The 16,214-nt window shown below is 66.2% G+C and carries 16 protein-coding genes; 5 read left to right on the top strand and 11 right to left on the bottom strand.

Features of this window, described 5'->3' with window-relative positions:
- Window positions 1-57: 57 nt before the first annotated feature.
- A complete protein-coding gene (locus KIT53_RS02855; protein ID WP_297747326.1) occupies window positions 58-465 on the bottom strand; it encodes a heme-binding protein in 408 nt (135 codons plus the stop codon).
- Between the two features lie 246 nt (window positions 466-711).
- Between KIT53_RS02855 and KIT53_RS02850 the strand changes: the two genes are divergently transcribed.
- Together KIT53_RS02850 and KIT53_RS02845 are read left to right on the top strand one after the other, a co-directional pair.
- Window positions 712-1,407 carry a Bax inhibitor-1 family protein gene (locus KIT53_RS02850; RefSeq protein WP_297747323.1) on the top strand — a complete coding sequence of 232 codons (696 nt, stop codon included), beginning with the start codon at window positions 712-714 and terminating at the stop codon, window positions 1,405-1,407.
- 997 nt (window positions 1,408-2,404) lie between these two features.
- A complete protein-coding gene (locus tag KIT53_RS02845; RefSeq protein WP_297747320.1) occupies window positions 2,405-2,740 on the top strand; it encodes a hypothetical protein in 336 nt (111 codons plus the stop codon).
- 7 nt (window positions 2,741-2,747) lie between these two features.
- Here KIT53_RS02845 and rlmD read toward each other — a convergent pair whose 3' ends face one another.
- The 5 genes from rlmD to surE all read right to left on the bottom strand — a co-directional run bounded on the left by rlmD (window position 2,748) and on the right by surE (window position 7,689).
- Window positions 2,748-4,199: a 23S rRNA (uracil(1939)-C(5))-methyltransferase RlmD gene (rlmD, locus tag KIT53_RS02840; protein WP_297747317.1), complete on the bottom strand. Its 1,452-nt coding sequence runs from the start codon at window positions 4,197-4,199 to the stop codon at window positions 2,748-2,750.
- An 18-nt stretch (window positions 4,200-4,217) separates the two neighbouring features.
- A complete protein-coding gene (locus tag KIT53_RS02835) occupies window positions 4,218-5,003 on the bottom strand; it encodes a 3'-5' exonuclease (protein ID WP_297747314.1) in 786 nt (261 codons plus the stop codon).
- A gap of 68 nt (window positions 5,004-5,071) precedes the next feature.
- Window positions 5,072-5,890 carry a peptidoglycan DD-metalloendopeptidase family protein gene (locus KIT53_RS02830; protein WP_297747974.1) on the bottom strand — a complete coding sequence of 273 codons (819 nt, stop codon included), beginning with the start codon at window positions 5,888-5,890 and terminating at the stop codon, window positions 5,072-5,074.
- A gap of 171 nt (window positions 5,891-6,061) precedes the next feature.
- Complete coding sequence (locus KIT53_RS02825; RefSeq protein ID WP_297747972.1) at window positions 6,062-6,835, bottom strand: protein-L-isoaspartate(D-aspartate) O-methyltransferase; 774 nt, start codon at window positions 6,833-6,835, stop codon at window positions 6,062-6,064.
- Between the two features lie 41 nt (window positions 6,836-6,876).
- Window positions 6,877-7,689 carry a 5'/3'-nucleotidase SurE gene (surE, locus tag KIT53_RS02820; protein WP_297747311.1) on the bottom strand — a complete coding sequence of 271 codons (813 nt, stop codon included), beginning with the start codon at window positions 7,687-7,689 and terminating at the stop codon, window positions 6,877-6,879.
- 131 nt (window positions 7,690-7,820) lie between these two features.
- On the opposite strand from surE, the gene KIT53_RS02815 reads away from it, so the two are divergent.
- Window positions 7,821-8,807 carry an NADPH:quinone oxidoreductase family protein gene (locus KIT53_RS02815; RefSeq protein WP_297747307.1) on the top strand — a complete coding sequence of 329 codons (987 nt, stop codon included), beginning with the start codon at window positions 7,821-7,823 and terminating at the stop codon, window positions 8,805-8,807.
- A 2-nt stretch (window positions 8,808-8,809) separates the two neighbouring features.
- Here KIT53_RS02815 and KIT53_RS02810 read toward each other — a convergent pair whose 3' ends face one another.
- Window positions 8,810-9,598, bottom strand: a complete 789-nt coding sequence (locus KIT53_RS02810) for an IclR family transcriptional regulator C-terminal domain-containing protein (RefSeq protein ID WP_297747304.1) — start codon at window positions 9,596-9,598, stop codon at window positions 8,810-8,812.
- A 156-nt stretch (window positions 9,599-9,754) separates the two neighbouring features.
- On the opposite strand from KIT53_RS02810, the gene KIT53_RS02805 reads away from it, so the two are divergent.
- Together KIT53_RS02805 and KIT53_RS02800 are read left to right on the top strand one after the other, a co-directional pair.
- Window positions 9,755-10,672 carry a 4-hydroxyphenylpyruvate dioxygenase gene (locus KIT53_RS02805; protein ID WP_297747302.1) on the top strand — a complete coding sequence of 306 codons (918 nt, stop codon included), beginning with the start codon at window positions 9,755-9,757 and terminating at the stop codon, window positions 10,670-10,672.
- Window positions 10,673-10,678: 6 nt separating this feature from the next.
- Entirely contained in the window at window positions 10,679-11,587 is a 909-nt protein-coding gene (locus KIT53_RS02800; protein WP_297747299.1) for a sugar phosphate isomerase/epimerase family protein, read from the top strand.
- 5 nt (window positions 11,588-11,592) lie between these two features.
- On the opposite strand, the gene KIT53_RS02795 is transcribed toward KIT53_RS02800, so the two are convergent.
- The 4 genes from KIT53_RS02795 to KIT53_RS02780 form a co-directional block, all read right to left on the bottom strand.
- On the bottom strand, window positions 11,593-12,459 hold the full coding sequence (locus KIT53_RS02795) for a DMT family transporter (RefSeq protein WP_297747296.1): 867 nt from the start codon (window positions 12,457-12,459) through the stop codon (window positions 11,593-11,595).
- A 22-nt stretch (window positions 12,460-12,481) separates the two neighbouring features.
- Window positions 12,482-13,315 carry a shikimate dehydrogenase gene (locus KIT53_RS02790; protein WP_297747293.1) on the bottom strand — a complete coding sequence of 278 codons (834 nt, stop codon included), beginning with the start codon at window positions 13,313-13,315 and terminating at the stop codon, window positions 12,482-12,484.
- Window positions 13,316-13,461: 146 nt separating this feature from the next.
- Window positions 13,462-15,045, bottom strand: a complete 1,584-nt coding sequence (locus tag KIT53_RS02785; RefSeq protein ID WP_297747290.1) for a CoA-transferase — start codon at window positions 15,043-15,045, stop codon at window positions 13,462-13,464.
- Window positions 15,046-15,050: 5 nt separating this feature from the next.
- Window positions 15,051-16,211: an acyl-CoA dehydrogenase family protein gene (locus tag KIT53_RS02780; protein ID WP_297747287.1), complete on the bottom strand. Its 1,161-nt coding sequence runs from the start codon at window positions 16,209-16,211 to the stop codon at window positions 15,051-15,053.
- Window positions 16,212-16,214: the final 3 nt, after the last annotated feature.

Here is a 16,214-nt window from a genome sequence, read left to right as displayed (position 1 = left end):
CCAGCCAGGAAGCGGTTTACGCTTCGGTAGCCAGGCCGCTTTTTACCACACGCAGGCTCACAGGCCGATGGCCGCCAGCCCTGCCCGCGCGATCTGAGCGTCCTCACTGGACTTCACGCCGCTCACACCGATCGCACCCACGCACTGACCGTCCTTGACGATGGGCACGCCGCCTTCCAGCATGCCCTCCAGCAGCGGCGCGCTCAGGAACGACACCCGGCCTTGGTTGATCATGTCCTCGTAGATCTTGCTCTCGCGGCGACCCAACGCGGCGGTGATGGCCTTGGCCGGTGCAATGTGCGCGGAGATCGGGGCGACGCCATCCAGGCGCTGCAACCAGAGCAGGTGCCCCCCATCGTCGGCGATGGCGATGGTGACGGCCCATTGGTTCTTCAGGGCTTCGGCCTCGGCGGCAGCGGCAATGAGCTTGACATCGGCCGACTCGAGAACGGGCTTGTTTTTCATGAACTTGGTCCTATTTGAGAGGTCAGAAGGAACTGCAATACGGGATCCGGGTCATCCAGGGTATGCAGTGCGAACGATAACGCGCCGATTGGCTGCCATGCGGTCACAACTGACCATACCAAAAAAGCGCCAACGCACCGACTGTCGCCTCGGAGACCCGACACCCTACAATGCACTTTCCCCGGTCGTTCGGCATGTCGCCGAACGGTCACCGGCCCGTGTCAGATGATGAAGGAGATCACCACCATGACCGACCACGTACAGACCAGCGGCCGCTTTGGCACCGCCGTGTCCTCCGATGTACAACGCAACCGAGTTCTGCGCAACACCTACTGGCTGCTGGCCCTGTCCATGCTGCCCACAGTGCTGGGCGCCTGGATCGGCGTGCAGACGGGCATCACCGCCAGCCTCACCGGAGGCCTGGGCCTGATCGTCTTCCTGGGCGGCGCATTCGGCTTCATGTTCGCAATCGAGAAGACCAAGAACTCGGCAGCCGGCGTCCCCGTGCTGCTGGCTTTCACATTCTTCATGGGCCTGATGCTCTCGCGCCTGTTGGCTGCGGTGCTGGGGTTCTCCAACGGCGCCAGCCTGATCATGACCGCATTCGGCGGCACCGCCGTGGTGTTCTTCGTCATGGCCAACCTCTCCACCGTGATCAAGCGCGACCTCTCGGGCATGGGCAAGTGGCTGTTCGTGGGCGCGCTCGCCATCATGATCGGTGCCATCATCAACGTCTTCGTGGGCAGCACCGCCGGCATGGCCGTGATCGCTACCCTGGCCATCGTGGTCTTCAGCCTCTACCTGCTGTTCGACCTCAAGCGCATCATCGATGGCGGCGAAACCAACTACATCAGCGCCACCCTGGGCCTGTACCTGAGCCTGTTCAACGTCTTCCAGAGCCTGCTGATGCTGCTGGGCCTGTTTGGCGGCGATCGCGACTGAGCGAGGTACTGCGCTCCCATGAAAAAAGGACCCTCGGGTCCTTTTTTCGTTACATGTAAGGCATGGGGTGGCGATGCGCGGGGGGCGGTACCACCGGTGCGCCAGGAGCCCCTGCCACGGCCCCTGCAGACGCTGCAGCGCGCTGCGCATGTGCGGCAAGAACATCTCGGTAGTGCGGCACCCCGCCCGCCGCTGCTGGCGCTGCGCCTGGATCTGCCCCGAGCCCGCCCCCAGCGACCCCATGGGCCATGCCACCGGGAATGGGCGCCTCCATGCGGCCCTGGGGGCCGGGAGTCGCGCCTGGCGGCAGCGCGGCTTCCTTTGCCCCGCCTTCGGGGCCGCGTTCTGCTTCCTTTGTGCTCTTCTCTTTCTCTGCGGTGGCATCGGTCGCAGGCTTGGCACCTTGCTGCTTGGTGTTCAGATACGCCGAGCCAGCTTTTTGGGCTACCCGGGCGGCGCCACCCAGCAGCAAGGCCAAGCCCACGGGCCATGCCACAGCCATGAGCGCCAAGCCAGCGACCATCACCAGCACACCGCGCGACTGCAGCGCGCGAGCGGCAATGGGCCAGAACCCGGCGCCTTTGTTCTTGTCTTCCTCCGGCGCCGCTGCTGCGGGTGCTGCGGCTGTTTTCTCCGGGGAGGGTGCTGGATCGGTCACCGGGGCAGCAGCGCCGTGCGGCATGGGCGGCCTGCCTGCCGGCACAGCGGCAGGCCCCGGAGCGGGGCCGCCCGCGCCAGGGTGCGGCATCGGGTCCAAGGGTTGATTCGGCAGCATGGAGAACTCCTGTTCTTGTGTCGCCCCGTGTGGCGACCACGGCCAATCTAGGCATTTGCCGCCGCCATAGGAAAAAAGTTCCCAAACCACAGCAGCGCCACACGAAATCACTTTCCGGCCGGAACGGTGACGCACGGGAAGATCGGGTGAAAAAGTACCGGGCTCGGCGTCAAGTTCGCCGACAAAGCGCCGAAACAAGGCAGGCACCCACCCACCACATCCATGCGACGCACTGCCCTCACCCTCTGTCTTGCCGGCGCAGCCACTTTGCTGAGTGGCTGCGACGCGCTGGGCATCGAGACGGCGACCACGGTCAATGCCCGCAAGGAGGCCGAGGGCAAGGCCATCGGCAGCGCCTGCCGGCACGCGGTGCGCAGCATAGAGGACTGTTTTGGCGGCAACCCCCGGGCGTCCAAGGCGGCGGTCTTCGCCGGCTGGAAGGAAATGGACGAGTACATGCGGGAGAACTCGATCGTGGGCATGCCCACGCAGCCGGAGCCGGCTGCCGCTGAGCCTGCGCCAACGGGCGGCAAGGCGGCGAAGTCTTCCGCGTCCTGACCCGTACTCAGGCGTCTCGCTGCGGCGCCGATGCCTGTCCCTGTTCGAACACCGCCATGCTTTCCACATGCGCTGTGTGCGCAAACATGTTGACCACCCCAGCGGCCACGCAGCGGTATCCCGCCTGATGCACCAACAGGCCGGCGTCACGCGCCAGTGTGGCCGGGTTGCAACTCACGTAGACGATGCGTTGCGGCGGTGTCCAGTCGCCACGCAGTGCCGGGTCCTGGTACAGATCGGCCAAGGCCTTGGCCAATGCAAACGCGCCCTCGCGCGGCGGATCCACCAGCCATTTCTGCGCCACGCCGTCGGCCACCAGTTGTGCGGGCGTCATCTCGAACAGGTTGCGCGCGGCAAACGCCGTGGGCGCCAACGAGCGCTTGCGCTGGTTGAGCGCCAGGTTTTCGCGCGACCGCGCGACCAGGGCCTCGCTGCCCTCGATGCCCAGCACTTCGCCGGCCGTGGTCGCGATCGGCAGCGTGAAGTTACCGAGGCCGCAGAACCAGTCGATCACGCGTTCGTCCGCGCGGGCTGCGAGCAAGCGCAGCGCGCGCGCAACCAGCACGCGGTTGATGAAAGGATTGACCTGGGTGAAGTCCGTCGGCTTGAACGGCATCGTGATGCCAAACTCGGGCAGGCTGTAGGACAGCTCTTCGCCACCAGCATCGAGCCGCTTCACCGTGTCCGGCCCCTTGGGCTGCAGCCACCATTGCACGCCGTGCCGCTGGGCAAATCCGCGCAGGCGCGCCAGGTCGTCCTCGCTCAGCGGTTCCAAGTGGCGCAGCACCAGCGCGGTCACGCTGTCGCCGCAGGCCAGCTCGATCTGGGGACAGGTTTCGCGGGCATCCATCTCGAAGATCAGTGCACGCAACGGCACCAGCAGGGCGCTCACATGCTCGGGCAGTACCGGGCAAACGCGCATGTCGGCCACATAGCGGCTCTTGCGTTCGTGAAAACCGATCAGCACCTCACCCTTCTTGTGCACGTAGCGCACCGACAGGCGCGCGCGGTAGCGGTATCCCCATGCGGGTCCCTCGATCGGGCGAAGCAAGGTTTCGGCCTTGACTTTGCCCAGATGCCAGAGGTTGTCTTCCAGCACACGCTGCTTGATGGCCACCTGGGCGGACGCTTGGAGGTGCTGCATCTTGCAACCACCACAGGCACCTGCGTGCAAGCCGAAATGCGGGCAGCCAGGCCGCACGCGCTGCGAGGACTCTCTGTGCACCGCCGTCACGGTGCCCGCCTCCCACTGGTTCTTCTTGCGATGCACGCTCACGCTGACGTGCTCGAAGGGCAGCGCCCCTTCGATGAAGACAACCTTGCCGTCGGGACGGTGGGCAATGCCCTGGGCTTCGATGTCGAGCGATTCGACAGCCAGCCAGCCTTCAGGCAATGCACAGGCTGGCGACGGGCTGTCGGGGGGAAGGATGGTGTTGTCGAGGGAGGCGGAAACGGTCATCCGCCGATTGTCTCAGGCTCAGACCCAGGCCTTGAGGTACTCGTCCCAGTGCGGCTCATCGGGCGCCAGATGTCCGAGGGTGGCCTTGACCATGGCGACCTCCTGCTCGTACTCGGCCTCGGTGAATCCGCCGCGCATCTTCTGGAAGCGGCAGTAGACCAGGTAGGTGTTCATCACGTCGGTCTCGCAGTACCGGCGGATCTCCTCGGTCTGGCCCGCGAGGTACTGCGCATACACCTGGGAGCCGTCCATGCCGAGCTTGCCCGGGAAACCGCACAGTTTGGCCATGGCGTCCAGCGGCGCGTTGTTCTTGGGCGAGTACATGGCCAGCAGGTCCATCAGGTCCAGGTGGCGCATGTGGTAGCGGCTGATGTAGTTGTTCCACTTGAATTCGCGGTCGTCTTCGCCCAGGTCCCAGTACTTGCCGGCTTCCACGCCATGGCGCAGCCCTCGGTAGTGCAGGACCGGCAGGTCGAAGCCGCCACCGTTCCAGCTCACCAGTTGAGGAGTGTGCTTCTCGATCGCGTGGAAAAAGGTCTGGATCACCTTGCCTTCGCTGCGGCCGTCACGGTCGACGAAGGAATGCACACGCAAGCCCTCGGCGTTTCGGAAGACGCAGCTGATGACCAGCACGCGCTGCAGGTGCAGCGGCATGAAATCGCTCTGGCCCTTTTCCTTGCGCTCTTCCAGCCACTGCGCATGGACCTGTTCGTCGCTCAGGTCGGCTCCCGCGCCGCGCAAGGCGCGCAGCCCTGCCACGTCGGGGATCGACTCAATGTCAAAGACGAGGACGGGCCAGGGCATGCCGATTGAACCTTGCGGGTTGCGCGCAGGACGGGAATTTCACGCTGAACGCTGACCGCCCATGCTCCTCACCGCTTGGGCAGATGGCCCATGGGGTCCACGGGTTTGCCGAGTCGGCGGACTTCGAAGTGCAGTTTCACGCGATCGGTATCGCTGCTGCCCATTTCCGCGATCTTCTGGCCTTGGCGCACGGCCTGGTCCTCGCGCACCAGCAGCGCCTGGTTGTGGGCGTAGGCGGTGAGGTAGGTGTTGTTGTGCTTCAGGATGATCAGGTTGCCATAGCCGCGCAGTCCCGCGCCGGCATAGACCACACGGCCGTCAGCCGCCGCCACGACCGGATCCCCGATCTTGCCGGCGATCGAGATGCCCTTGTTGTTGGTCTCGTCGAAGGGTGTGATCACCTGGCCCTGCGCGGGCCAGATGAAGGTGATCTCATCGGCGCCGGCAGATGACTGCGGCGCGGGAGCGGGCGGAATGGGTGCGGGAGCGCTGGGCTCGGTCAGCGGACGCGCGGTCACGCCCGAACCGGCGATGGGGCTGGTGGCAGGACCGGAAGGCACCGTGGCAGGGGCCGGCGCGGCCACCGCAGCGGCAGGCGGCAGCACCCGCAGGACCTGGCCCACCTCCAGCGCATTCGGATTGGAAAGGCTGTTCCAGGATTGGATATCGCGCCAGTTCTGACCATGGTCCAGCGCAATGCGGAACAGCGTGTCACCCGCCTTCACCGTGTAGAAGCCGGGCTTGCCCGCGTTTTCTGCGCCCGGCAACGGTGCCGCAGGCGCCACCTCGGTGCTGCGCGCCATGCCACGGTCTTCCACCGGAGCGGGGCCCGAGACGCGTCGCGTGGAACACCCGGCCGTCAGCAGCACCGCGGCCAGCACGGTCATGACCGCGGCACTCTGCCAGGCCGGTCGTCCCGTCTTACGGGACAGCCCCGACCACTGGAAAACATGCTCGCTCATGAAAACTCCCACTGTGGCAAGAGGTCCGCGCGGCACACGCCACGCCGGTCTCTGCCTGTCCAAAAAAACGCGGCGCCGCCAAGGGCCGGCACCCGCTCATGCAACGCCCGATTTTAGAGGCACAAAAAGTACCGCCTCGAGCTCGGTGCGCACCACCCCCCTGGGCGTCTTTTCCACCACCACCAGGTTCTGGCGGCCCGCGCCGGTGACGGCGGGAGCCACCAGCCTCCCCCCTACCGCCAATTGGTCGATCCAGGCGTCGGGGATGTTCTCTCCGCCCGCTGCGGCGATGATGCCGGCATACGGCGCGCCGCGTGCATAGCCCAGCATGCCATCGCCAAACAGCAGGTGCACGTTCGACAACCTGAACCAGCGGAGGTTCTCGCGCGCCTTCTCGTGCAGCCCCTTGAGTCGCTCGATGCTGTAGACCTCGCGAGCGACATGGCTGAGGACTGCGGCCTGGTAGCCGCAGCCGGTGCCGATCTCCAGCACACGACCCAACCGCCCTTCATGCCCCTGGCACAACAGCTCGATCATGCGCGCCACCACGCCAGGCTTGGAGATCGTCTGTCCCAGCCCGATCGGCAGGCTGGTGTCCTCGTACGCCTGGTTCACGAGCGCCGAGTCGACGAAACGGTGGCGCTCCACGGCACGCATGGCCGCCAGAACACCGGGATGGCTGACGCCCTGGGCTTCGATCTTCCGGACCAGGGCTGCGCGCACCGCAAGAGAATCCATGCCGAGCCCACTGGGCGCCTGGGGTTTCGGCGCAGAACGCGCGATCGGTGCGGCGGCGCTGGCGCGCGAGGCCGGCGCCAGGTCCAGCCGCGCGGGAAAACCTGGTCGCGCGCGCGGGGAGGAGGATGGCAACTGGGAAGCCCGGGCCGGCTGCGTCGGCGGGTTTGCCCGCTTCACCGCGAGGTCTCCCGTGCATGTCCCTCGGCGACCGGTACCGCAGGCGCGGACAGGCTGGCTGCCATGGGCACCCAGTACGGCAGGCGCTCGTGGTCGGTCAGGTCCACCTGAAGCGGTGTGATGGTGGCAAAGCCTTGCAAAGTGGCGTGGAAGTCGGTGCCATCGGCATCGTCCTTGGCTTTGCCGGCGCCTCCTATCCAATACATGGTCTCGCCACGCGGATTGGTCTGCGCGATCACGCGCTCCGCCGCATGCCGCCGGCCCAGCCGCGCCACCTTGAAGCCACGCAATTCCTCCAGCGGCCGGCTGGGAATGTTCACATTGAGCAGCCAGGGGTCGCTGCGCGAACCGGTGTCCTGCAGCGAAGGCAGCAACTGGGCCACCAGCTTCGTGGCCATGTGCGCGGCGGCGTCCAGATGCGTCCAGCCCTTCTCCGTCAGGGAAAAGGCGATAGCCGGAATGCCGAACAGGTACCCTTCCATGGCCGCGCCGACGGTGCCCGAATAGATGGTGTCGTCGCCCATGTTGGCGCCATTGTTGATGCCGGAGACCACGAGGTCAGGCCGGTAGCCCAGCAGGCCCGTGAGCGCGATGTGCACGCAGTCCGCCGGCGTGCCGTTCACGTAGCGGAATCCGTTGTGGGCGGTGTTCACGTACAGCGGGGAATGCAGCGACAGCGCGTTGGACTTGGCGCTGTTGTTGTGCTCGGGAGCCACCACCTCCACGTCGGCCAATCCCTTCAGGGCGTCATGCAAGGCCACGATGCCGGGTGCCTGGTACCCGTCGTCATTGGAGATGAGGATTTTCATGGCGGAGATTTTAGGGAAGGTCGCAAGGAAGGTCGCGCCCGGGACATCGCCAGGGCTTTTCCTCTGCGTCCGCGCAGGTGCGCTGCCTATGATGAAACGCCTCTACATCCGTCACATCACGAGGAGATGCCATGCAAGCCTGGCTGTGTGAGAACCCCGTTGGCGTGGAAGCGCTGACCTGGAAAGAACTGCCGACACCCGAGCCCAAGGCAGGTGAGGTGCTGATCGAGATCCAGGCAGCCAGCCTGAATTTTCCCGATCTGCTGATCGTGCAGAACAAATACCAGCACAAACCACCGCTGCCTTTCGTGCCTGGGGCCGAGTACGCCGGCGTGGTGCGCAGCCTGGGAGAAGGCGTGAAACACCTGCAGGTAGGCCAGGGTGTGGCGTGCTTTGGTGGCACCGGCGGTTTTGGCACACATGCGGTGGTGCCGGCCGCGGTCTGCATGCCGCTGCCCCCCGGCTTCCCGCCGGTGGATGCGGCGGCCTTCATCATGATCTATGCGACCTCCTGGCACGCCCTCATGGACCGGGGAGCGCTGCAGGCCGGCGAGACAGTGCTGGTGCTGGGCGCGGCCGGTGGCGTGGGCACGGCCGCGATCCAGATCGCCAAGGCCGCGGGGGCCCGCGTCATTGCGGCGGCTTCCAGCGATGAGAAATGCGAGCTTTGCCGGCAACTGGGCGCGGATGCAACGATCAACTACAGCGTGCACACGCCCAAGGAAGGCCTGCGCGACGCCATCAAGGCGCTGACCGACGGCAAGGGCCCCGACGTCATCTACGACCCGGTGGGTGGTGACTTCGCCGAGCCCGCCTTCCGTTCCATCGCCTGGCGCGGTCGCTACCTGGTGGTGGGCTTTGCCAGCGGGCCCATTCCCAGCCTGCCGCTGAACCTCACCCTGCTCAAGGGCGCCAGCATCGTCGGCGTGTTCTGGGGCGATTTTGCACGCCGGGAGCCCAAGGCCAGCGCGCAGGCGCTGCAGACGCTGGCGGCGATGTACGCCAAAGGCCAGATCAAGCCCGTGATCGACCAGACCCTGCCCATGCGGGAGCTCCCCAGGGCGTTCGAGATCATGGGTTCGCGCGCGGTGCGCGGCAAACTGGTGCTGGTGAACTGAACTCAGATCAGCGTGCGCAGCGTGCGCGCGGCCTCCTTGAGCACGGGCAGCAGGCGCGCCACCGCGTCGCCCGAGTTCTCCTGGTTGATCGGCATGGTGATGCTGATGGCGCCTTGCACCACGTTGTTGCGGTCGAACAGCGGCACCGCGACGCCCCGGTAGTTCAGCTCCATCTGCTGCTCCGACAAAGCCCAGCCTTGCCGGCGGAACCGCTGCAGTTCGCTGCGCAACTGCTCCTTGCTGGAGATGGTGTAGGGCGTGTAGGCGCGCAGCGTGCGCGGCGCCAGCCACGCGTCGGAAGCCTCCTCGCTCAGACCCGCCAGGAAAGCCATGCCCGCGGCCGTGACCTGGGCCTGCACGCGCGAGCCCAGCATGTAGCCGGTGTTCATGAGCCGGTGCGCACCGCTGCGTGCAATGTAGACCGTGTCGTCGCCATCCAGCACCGCCAGGTAGGCGATCTCCTGCGTGCCCGCCGCGATACTCTGCAGAAAGGGTTGCGCCAGGCGGGGCAGCCGGGCCGACTCCAGGTAGGCGTGCCCCAGACGCAGGATGCGCGGCGTCAGCCAGAAGAGCTTGCCATCGGTGTTCACGTAGCCCAGGTGCGCCAGCGTGGCCAGGTAGCGCCGTGCGGCGGTGCGGGTGATGCCGCAGCGTGTCCCCGCCTGGCTGGCGGTCAGACGGGGATGCTGGTCGTCGAAGGCCTCGATGACCGCAAGCCCCCGCTCCAGACCGGCGATCCAGTCGCGGCGTTCCAGGGGATGCGGTGTCACAGGTGCAGGGGGTGTCGGCATGGCAGGCTCGGTTTGATGTCTAGGGATAACCCGTATATTGATCGATCATCGATTGCGAATGTCCGATTGTCGACCGTTTTTGGGACTGCCTGCTTGGGCTCAACCCTGAGCTGGCCCTAAAGTCCGACCGTTGTCCTTACCCCAGAGAGTGTCCTCATGAGCGATCTCCTTCTCAGCACCAGTGCTGGCCGCGAACCCCTGCAGGCGTCCTTCAGCGACGCCGCCAACCCGCTGGGCCTGGATGGCGTCGAGTTCATCGAGTACGTGACCAGCAAGCCTCAGGCCCTGGGGCAGGTGCTGGAGATGATGGGCTTTCGCCCGGTCGGGCGCCACCGTTCGCGCGAGGTGCTGCTGTACCGCCAGGGGGAACTCAACATCGTGGTCAATGCGCACCCCACGGACGCCCGCAGCGGCGGTGGCCATGGCGGTGAGGTGCCTTTCATTTCCGCGATCGCGCTGCGCGTGCGCGACGCGCGAGCGGCCTACCACTATGTGCTCGAACGCGGTGCCTGGTCGGTGCCCACGCACGCGGAGGTGATGGAACTCAACATCCCGGCCATCCACGGCGCGGGCAACAGCCGCATCTACTTTGTCGACCGGTACAAGGAGTTTTCGATCTACGACGTGGATTTCGTGCCCATCCCCTCGGTGGACCAGCGGCCACCGGCCACCGCCGGCCTGCACTTCTTCGGCGTCGTGCAGTACATCGGACCCGAACGCAGCAACGACTGGATCGAGTTCTACAACGAGCTTTTCGGCACCGAGCTCATCCCGGATGACCAACGCTTCGGCATCATGCCCAAGGGCACGCTGCTGCGCACACCGGCGCTGGACCCCGCAAAGCGCTTCATGCTGCAACTCATCGAACCGGAGATCAACGTGGTCGATGCCGACGAGCGCCTGCAGCGCATCGGCCTGGGGGTTCCCGACGTGCTGGCGGCGGTCAACGCCTTGCGCGCACTGGGTGTGGAGTTCGTCGAAACCGCCGCCGCGCACACCGAGCAGCGCGGCGCCATCACCAAGACCTACCTCGGGTCGGTGGTGTTTGAACTGGTTCACAGCGAAAAGGCCTGAGCGGTGATGCACGCACGCGACACGAGCGAAGCCATCGGCGGCTTCGGCATGGACACCATCACCCTGGCGGGACCGCTGGAGGCCAAGCTGGCCGCCATGAAAGCCGCAGGCTTCTCGCAAGTCATGCTCAAGGCCAACGACCTGGTCGGCCACCCGGGCGGGCTGCAGGCCGCCGTGCAGGCGGTGAAAGACAGCGGCCTGCGCGGCACCGGCTTCCAGGTGCTGCGCGACTTCGAGGGCCTGTCGGGGCATCTGCACCACTACAAGATGGACATCGCCAAGAGCATGCTGGAGATGTGCGCCGCGCTGGACTGCCGCGTGCTGCTGGCCTGCTCGTCCACGTCGGTGCACGCCTCGCAAGACATCGACCACATTGCGCGCGACCTGCGCAAGCTGGCGATGCTGGCCATCCCGCTGGGCATACGGATCGCCTATGAGGGCCTGTCCTGGGGCCGCACGGTCAATGAGTTCACCACCGCCTGGGACGTGGTGTGCCGCGCCGACTGCCCCAACCTGGGCCTGGGCCTGGATTCGTTCCACATCTTCGCGGCCAAGACGCCGCTGGAGGAGATCGACTACCTCGATCCGGACAAGATCTTCCTGGTCCAGCTCGCGGATTTCATGTGGCAGGAAACCCGCACTTTCGAAGAGCGCATGACCACCGCGCGCACCTTCCGCGTGTTCCCTGGCGAGGGCGTGCACAGCGAACAACTGGTGGACCTCGTGCTCAAGCTCGACCGCCTGGGCTACCGGGGCGACTACAGCTTCGAGGTCTTCAACGACGACTACCAGCAGATGCCGCTGCCCATGGTGGCCGAGCGCGCTCGGCGCTCGGCCCTGTGGCTGGCCGAGGACGTGCTGCGCCGCTCAGTGCCGCTGCCCAACCAGATGCGCCTGAAGCTGGGCGTTGGCTGAGCGCCTCAGCCGTGCCGCATGCGCACGCCCAGGCCTCCGCACAGTGCGATGAGCACGATGCCAGCGATGGACCAGGCATCGGGCGCGTAGCCAAAGGCCAGCCAGCCCAGCAGCGTGGCAAAACAGACCTGCGCGTACATGTAGGGCGTCAACCGAGAGGCCGGCGCACGGTGGTAAGCCTGGATCAGCAGGTAGTGGCCGAGTGAGCCGAACACCCCGATCAACGCCGCCAGCACCCACAGCTTCCAGTCCGCCAGAGCGGCCCAGGTCCAGGGCAGCAGCAGCGAACTGATGACCAGCCCGGTCAGGCCGGTGTAGAAATGGGTGGTGCCAGGGTCTTCGGTGCGCACCATGCGGCTGGTCACGATCTGGTAGACCGCGTTGATCATCACCAGCCCCAGCGGCAGCAACAAGGCTCCCTGGAACTGCCCTCCCCGCGGGCGGATCACCACCAGCGCGCCGATCAAGCCGCCCGCCACCAGCCACCAGGTCATGGGCGTGATGCGCTCGCGCAGCAGCGGCGCGGCCAGCACGGTGATGATGAGCGGCACCAGCATCAGGATGGCGGTGAACTCCGCCACCGGCACATGGCGCAGGCTCATGTAGGCGACCGCGCTGGAGCACAGCATGAGCGAGCCACGCAGGACCTGCCAACCCGGCGCACGGGTGCGCAACATGGCCGGGCCTTGCCGCCGCCAGAGCAGCAGCGGCGTCATGACCGCCTGCACCAGGAAACGCAGCCAGACCGCCATGAACACCGGGACCATGGGCCCCACGTACTGCGAAATGGTGTCCAGCAAGGCAAAGCACAGCATGGCCAGCACCGCCAGCGCGATGCCTTGCGCGGCGTGCGGAAATCTCGGGTCGTACAAGGGGGCCTTGCTGGGAATGCGGTCAGTCGCTCAGACGGGCCACCGACCGCAGCACCTCGGCCGTGGTGGTGGGAAACCCGAAGTATTCCAGATAGGCGGGAATCTGTTCGAACAGCATGTCGGTACCCACTTGAACCGCACAACCACGGTCCCGGGCCGCCGACAGAAAGGCGGTCATCTCGGTGCGCATCACCACCTCGCCGACGAAGGTGCGCGCGGCCAGGCGAGACACATCCAGCGGCAGCGGATCGCCTTCGTTCATGCCCAGCGGCGTGGCATTGACCACCAGGTCCATGCCGGCAGGATCGTTGGACCCCAGGCGCAGTTCGACCGCCGGAAAGTGCTGGCGCAAGCGCTGAGCCAGCGCCTCGGCCGAGGCCCTGTTGACGTCGTGCAGCGCCAGCATGCCCACGCCGGCCGCCGCCAGGGAGGCGGCAATCGCGCTGCCCACGCCACCACTGCCCACCACCAGCACCTTGGCGCCAGCCAGCACCAGGCCCTTGCGGCGCACGCCGCGCACGAAGCCCTCGCCGTCGAACATGTCGCCGACCAGGCGACCGTCTTCGGTGCGCTTGACGGCATTGCAGGCACCGGCCACCCGGGCCGTGGCCGTCACCTCGTCCAGCAGGCCCATGGTCACCACCTTGTGCGGCATGGTGATGAGCGCGCCCCGGATATTCGTGAGGGTGAAGACCGAACGCAGGAACGCCGGGTAGTCGGGCGTGCGGCAACCCATGGGCACCACCACCGCGTTGACGCCGATGTGCTCGAAATAGGGGTTGTAGATGAGCGGCGACTTGAAGGTGTGCGTCGGGTAACCGATGTGGGCAAGGATGTCCGTGTGGCCGTTGATCATGGTGTCAGCGCTGAAGAGATGGAAGGTCTTGCGCGCAACTGTAGGAGCAGCGGCCAGCGGTCAGGCCCTGATGGCACCACGCCGGGAGCGATGTTCGGTCGAATCCGTTCGATGATCGACCGAACATCGGGAAAACCCGTATTCGCTCAGGCTGTGGCGTCGAAGAAGCGTGCGGGCATCACGGCCAAAGGCTGCGCCACACGGGGCTGGAAAGCCATCTGATCCAGGATGTCGCGCTGCAGGTCGATGCCGGGTGCGATCTCGAACAGTTCCACGCCGTCTGGCGTCAGCCGGAAGCTGCCACGCTCGGTAAGGTAGAGCACCTCCTGTCCACGCACCAGCCCCTGCGGGCCGCTGAAGGTGATCTGGTCGACCTTGTTCACCAGCTTCTTCACGCTGCCCTGCTGCAGCACCCGCATCTGGCCATCGCCGGTCTGCAGCTTCACGCCCTTGGCCGCCAGCGTGCCACAGAACACCACCTTGCGCGCGTTCTGCGCGATGTCGATGAAGCCCCCCGGCCCTACCGTGACGCCACCCAGGCGCGAGACGTTGACACTGCCCTCCTCGTCGAACTCGCCAAACCCCAGGAAGGCCACGTCCAGCCCGCCACCGCCATAGAAGTCGAACTGGGTGGCCGCGTCCAGCATCGCGGTGGCGTTGCGCGCGTAGCCAAACAGCACACCGTCCATCAGCGTGCCGCCATAGGTGCCGTGCTCGATGGTCTGGTAGATGCGGTGTTGCTCATCGCGCGCGGCAATCAGCTTGGCCACCGCATCGGGCACGCCCACGCCGTAGTTGATGACGGGACGCGCCTTGCCGGTGTTGAAGAGTTCCTCGGCGGCGCGCCGGGCCACGGCCTGGCGCTCGCTGAAAGCCTCCTGCGCCGCGGCCACTTCGCGCGCATGGTCCTCGGCCTCGCTGCGCGCGCGCGCTTCGCCGGTCAGCTCGCCGCTGAAGGCGGGATCAAACGGGATGTCGTAGCTGGTCTGCTGCGCGGGGTCGACCACGATGGCGTCCACCCAGGCAGAAGGAATGCGCACTTCGCGCGCCTTGAGCGAACCGCGCGGCAGGCGTTCCTTGACCTGCACGATCACCTTGCCACCGCTGTTGCGTGCGGCCAGCGCCAGCGACTGCGCGTCCAGGTTGGCGGCCTCGTGCTCGAAGCTGATGTTGCCGTCCTCGTCGGCCGCGCTCGCGCGCACGATGGCCACGTGGATGGGAAAGGGTTTGTAGCGCAGGTACTCTCGGCCGTCGATGGCGATGACCTCGGCCAAGTCGTCGCGCGCGGCATCGTTCATGCGTCCGCCGCCGTGGCGCGGGTCGCACACCGTGCCCAGGCCAACGTGCGAGATCAGCCCGGGCCGTCCGGCGCCGATCTCGCGCAGCAGTTGGCTGGAAACGCCGCCGGGCAGGATGTAGGCCTCGATCTTGTTGTCCAGCGCGAGCTGCTGCATGGCGGGTGACCAGACCCAGTGGCCGCCGATGACGCGGCGCACCAGGCCTTCGTGCGCGAAGCAGTTCATGCCCTTGGTCTTCTTGTCGCCAATGCCCAGTGCATGGACCACGGTCAGGTCGCGCGGCGTCTGCGTGGCCTTGAAGCGAGCCTGCACCGCCTCGAACACATGGGTGGCCTCCATCAGGCCGCCGCCGCCGCCCATGAGGCCGACGGTGTCACCGTCGCGAATGAGTTCGACCGCCTGCGCGGCCGTCACGAACTTGCTGTGCGTCATGGTGCTCACCGGTGGATGTCGAACAGCATGGCGCCCTTCTTGAGCGCGCTCTTGGCGATCACGCCGCGGTGGATCTCGCTGGTGCCGTCGAAGATGCGGTAGATGCGCGCATCGCGGTAGTAACGTTCGATGGGCAGCTCCTTGCAGAAGCCCATGCCACCGAAGACCTGCACCGCGCGGTCCACGACGCGGCCCAGCGTCTCGGCCGCGTGCACCTTGACCATGGCGATCTGCTCGCGTGCGTCCAAGCCCTGGTCCAGCATCCACGCAGCGTGATAGACCATCCAGCGTGCGGCATTGATCTCGATCACGCTGTCGGCCAGCATTTGCTGGATCATCTGGAACTCGCCGATGCGGGTCTTGAACTGCTGGCGCTCGTTGGCGTAGGCCAGCATCTTCTCGCACACGTGCGAAGCCTTGCCCACCGCGCGCGCGCCCACCTGGGCCAGGCGGACCACATTGAGCGCGCCCATGGCGAGCTTGAAGCCCTGGCCTTGCTCGCCCAGCAGCGCGGCGTTCTCCAGCGGCACGTTGTCGAAGAACAGTTCCAGGTGCGGCGTACCGCGGATGCCCATCATGGCCTGGTCCTTGCCCACGGTGAAACCGGGCAGGCCCTTGTCGACCATGAACATCGAAATCTCTTTCTCGCCGGTCCTGGCCGAAACCAGGAAGAAGTCACTCCACTCGCCGTCGCTGATGAAGTGCTTGCTGCCGTTGAGCACCCAGCCGTTCTCGGTCTTGCGCGCATGGGTCTGGATGCCCGCCGCATCGGAGCCAGCGCCAGGCTCGGTGATGGCGATGGCGCAGGTGCGCTCGCCACGCACCGAAGGCGTGAGCCAGCGCTCGACCTGTTCGCCCTTGCAGTGCAGCAGCGGCTCGTACACATTGCCGAAGGCCCGGCGGATCAGGTAGTCGGTGGTGTGGCCGAACTGCTCTTCACACAGGATGCGGTCCAGGTTGGACAGTCCGGCACCGCCCAACTCGGCCGGCATGTTCAGGGCGTAGAGCCCGAGCGCCTTGGACTTCTCGTGCACCGCCTGCGCCTGGGCCTTGTCCAGACGGCCCTGGTTCTCCAGCGTGTCTTCCAGTGGTTGCAGCTCTTCGGCGATGAATCGACGCACGGTGTCGATCATCATCTTTTGTTCATCGTTGAGGGAAAAGTCCATGGT

The organism is Hydrogenophaga sp. (assembly GCF_026125785.1).
In the GTDB taxonomy this organism is placed as follows: Bacteria; Pseudomonadota; Gammaproteobacteria; order Burkholderiales; family Burkholderiaceae_C; genus Hydrogenophaga.
This window is presented reverse-complemented; position numbering and strand designations above follow the sequence as displayed.

Coding starts and splice junctions, on each gene's coding strand:
- KIT53_RS02815 (WP_297747307.1), top strand. CDS start 7,821: ATGCAAGCCTGGCTGTGTGAGAACCCCGTTGGCGTGGAAGCGCTGACC.
- rlmD (WP_297747317.1), bottom strand. CDS start 4,199: ATGACCGTTTCCGCCTCCCTCGACAACACCATCCTTCCCCCCGACAGC.
- surE (WP_297747311.1), bottom strand. CDS start 7,689: ATGAAAATCCTCATCTCCAATGACGACGGGTACCAGGCACCCGGCATC.
- KIT53_RS02790 (WP_297747293.1), bottom strand. CDS start 13,315: ATGATCAACGGCCACACGGACATCCTTGCCCACATCGGTTACCCGACG.
- KIT53_RS02805 (WP_297747302.1), top strand. CDS start 9,755: ATGAGCGATCTCCTTCTCAGCACCAGTGCTGGCCGCGAACCCCTGCAG.
- KIT53_RS02850 (WP_297747323.1), top strand. CDS start 712: ATGACCGACCACGTACAGACCAGCGGCCGCTTTGGCACCGCCGTGTCC.
- KIT53_RS02835 (WP_297747314.1), bottom strand. CDS start 5,003: ATGCCCTGGCCCGTCCTCGTCTTTGACATTGAGTCGATCCCCGACGTG.
- KIT53_RS02830 (WP_297747974.1), bottom strand. CDS start 5,890: ATGACCGTGCTGGCCGCGGTGCTGCTGACGGCCGGGTGTTCCACGCGA.
- KIT53_RS02855 (WP_297747326.1), bottom strand. CDS start 465: ATGAAAAACAAGCCCGTTCTCGAGTCGGCCGATGTCAAGCTCATTGCC.
- KIT53_RS02845 (WP_297747320.1), top strand. CDS start 2,405: ATGCGACGCACTGCCCTCACCCTCTGTCTTGCCGGCGCAGCCACTTTG.
- KIT53_RS02810 (WP_297747304.1), bottom strand. CDS start 9,598: ATGCCGACACCCCCTGCACCTGTGACACCGCATCCCCTGGAACGCCGC.
- KIT53_RS02780 (WP_297747287.1), bottom strand. CDS start 16,211: ATGGACTTTTCCCTCAACGATGAACAAAAGATGATGATCGACACCGTG.
- KIT53_RS02785 (WP_297747290.1), bottom strand. CDS start 15,045: ATGACGCACAGCAAGTTCGTGACGGCCGCGCAGGCGGTCGAACTCATT.
- KIT53_RS02800 (WP_297747299.1), top strand. CDS start 10,679: ATGCACGCACGCGACACGAGCGAAGCCATCGGCGGCTTCGGCATGGAC.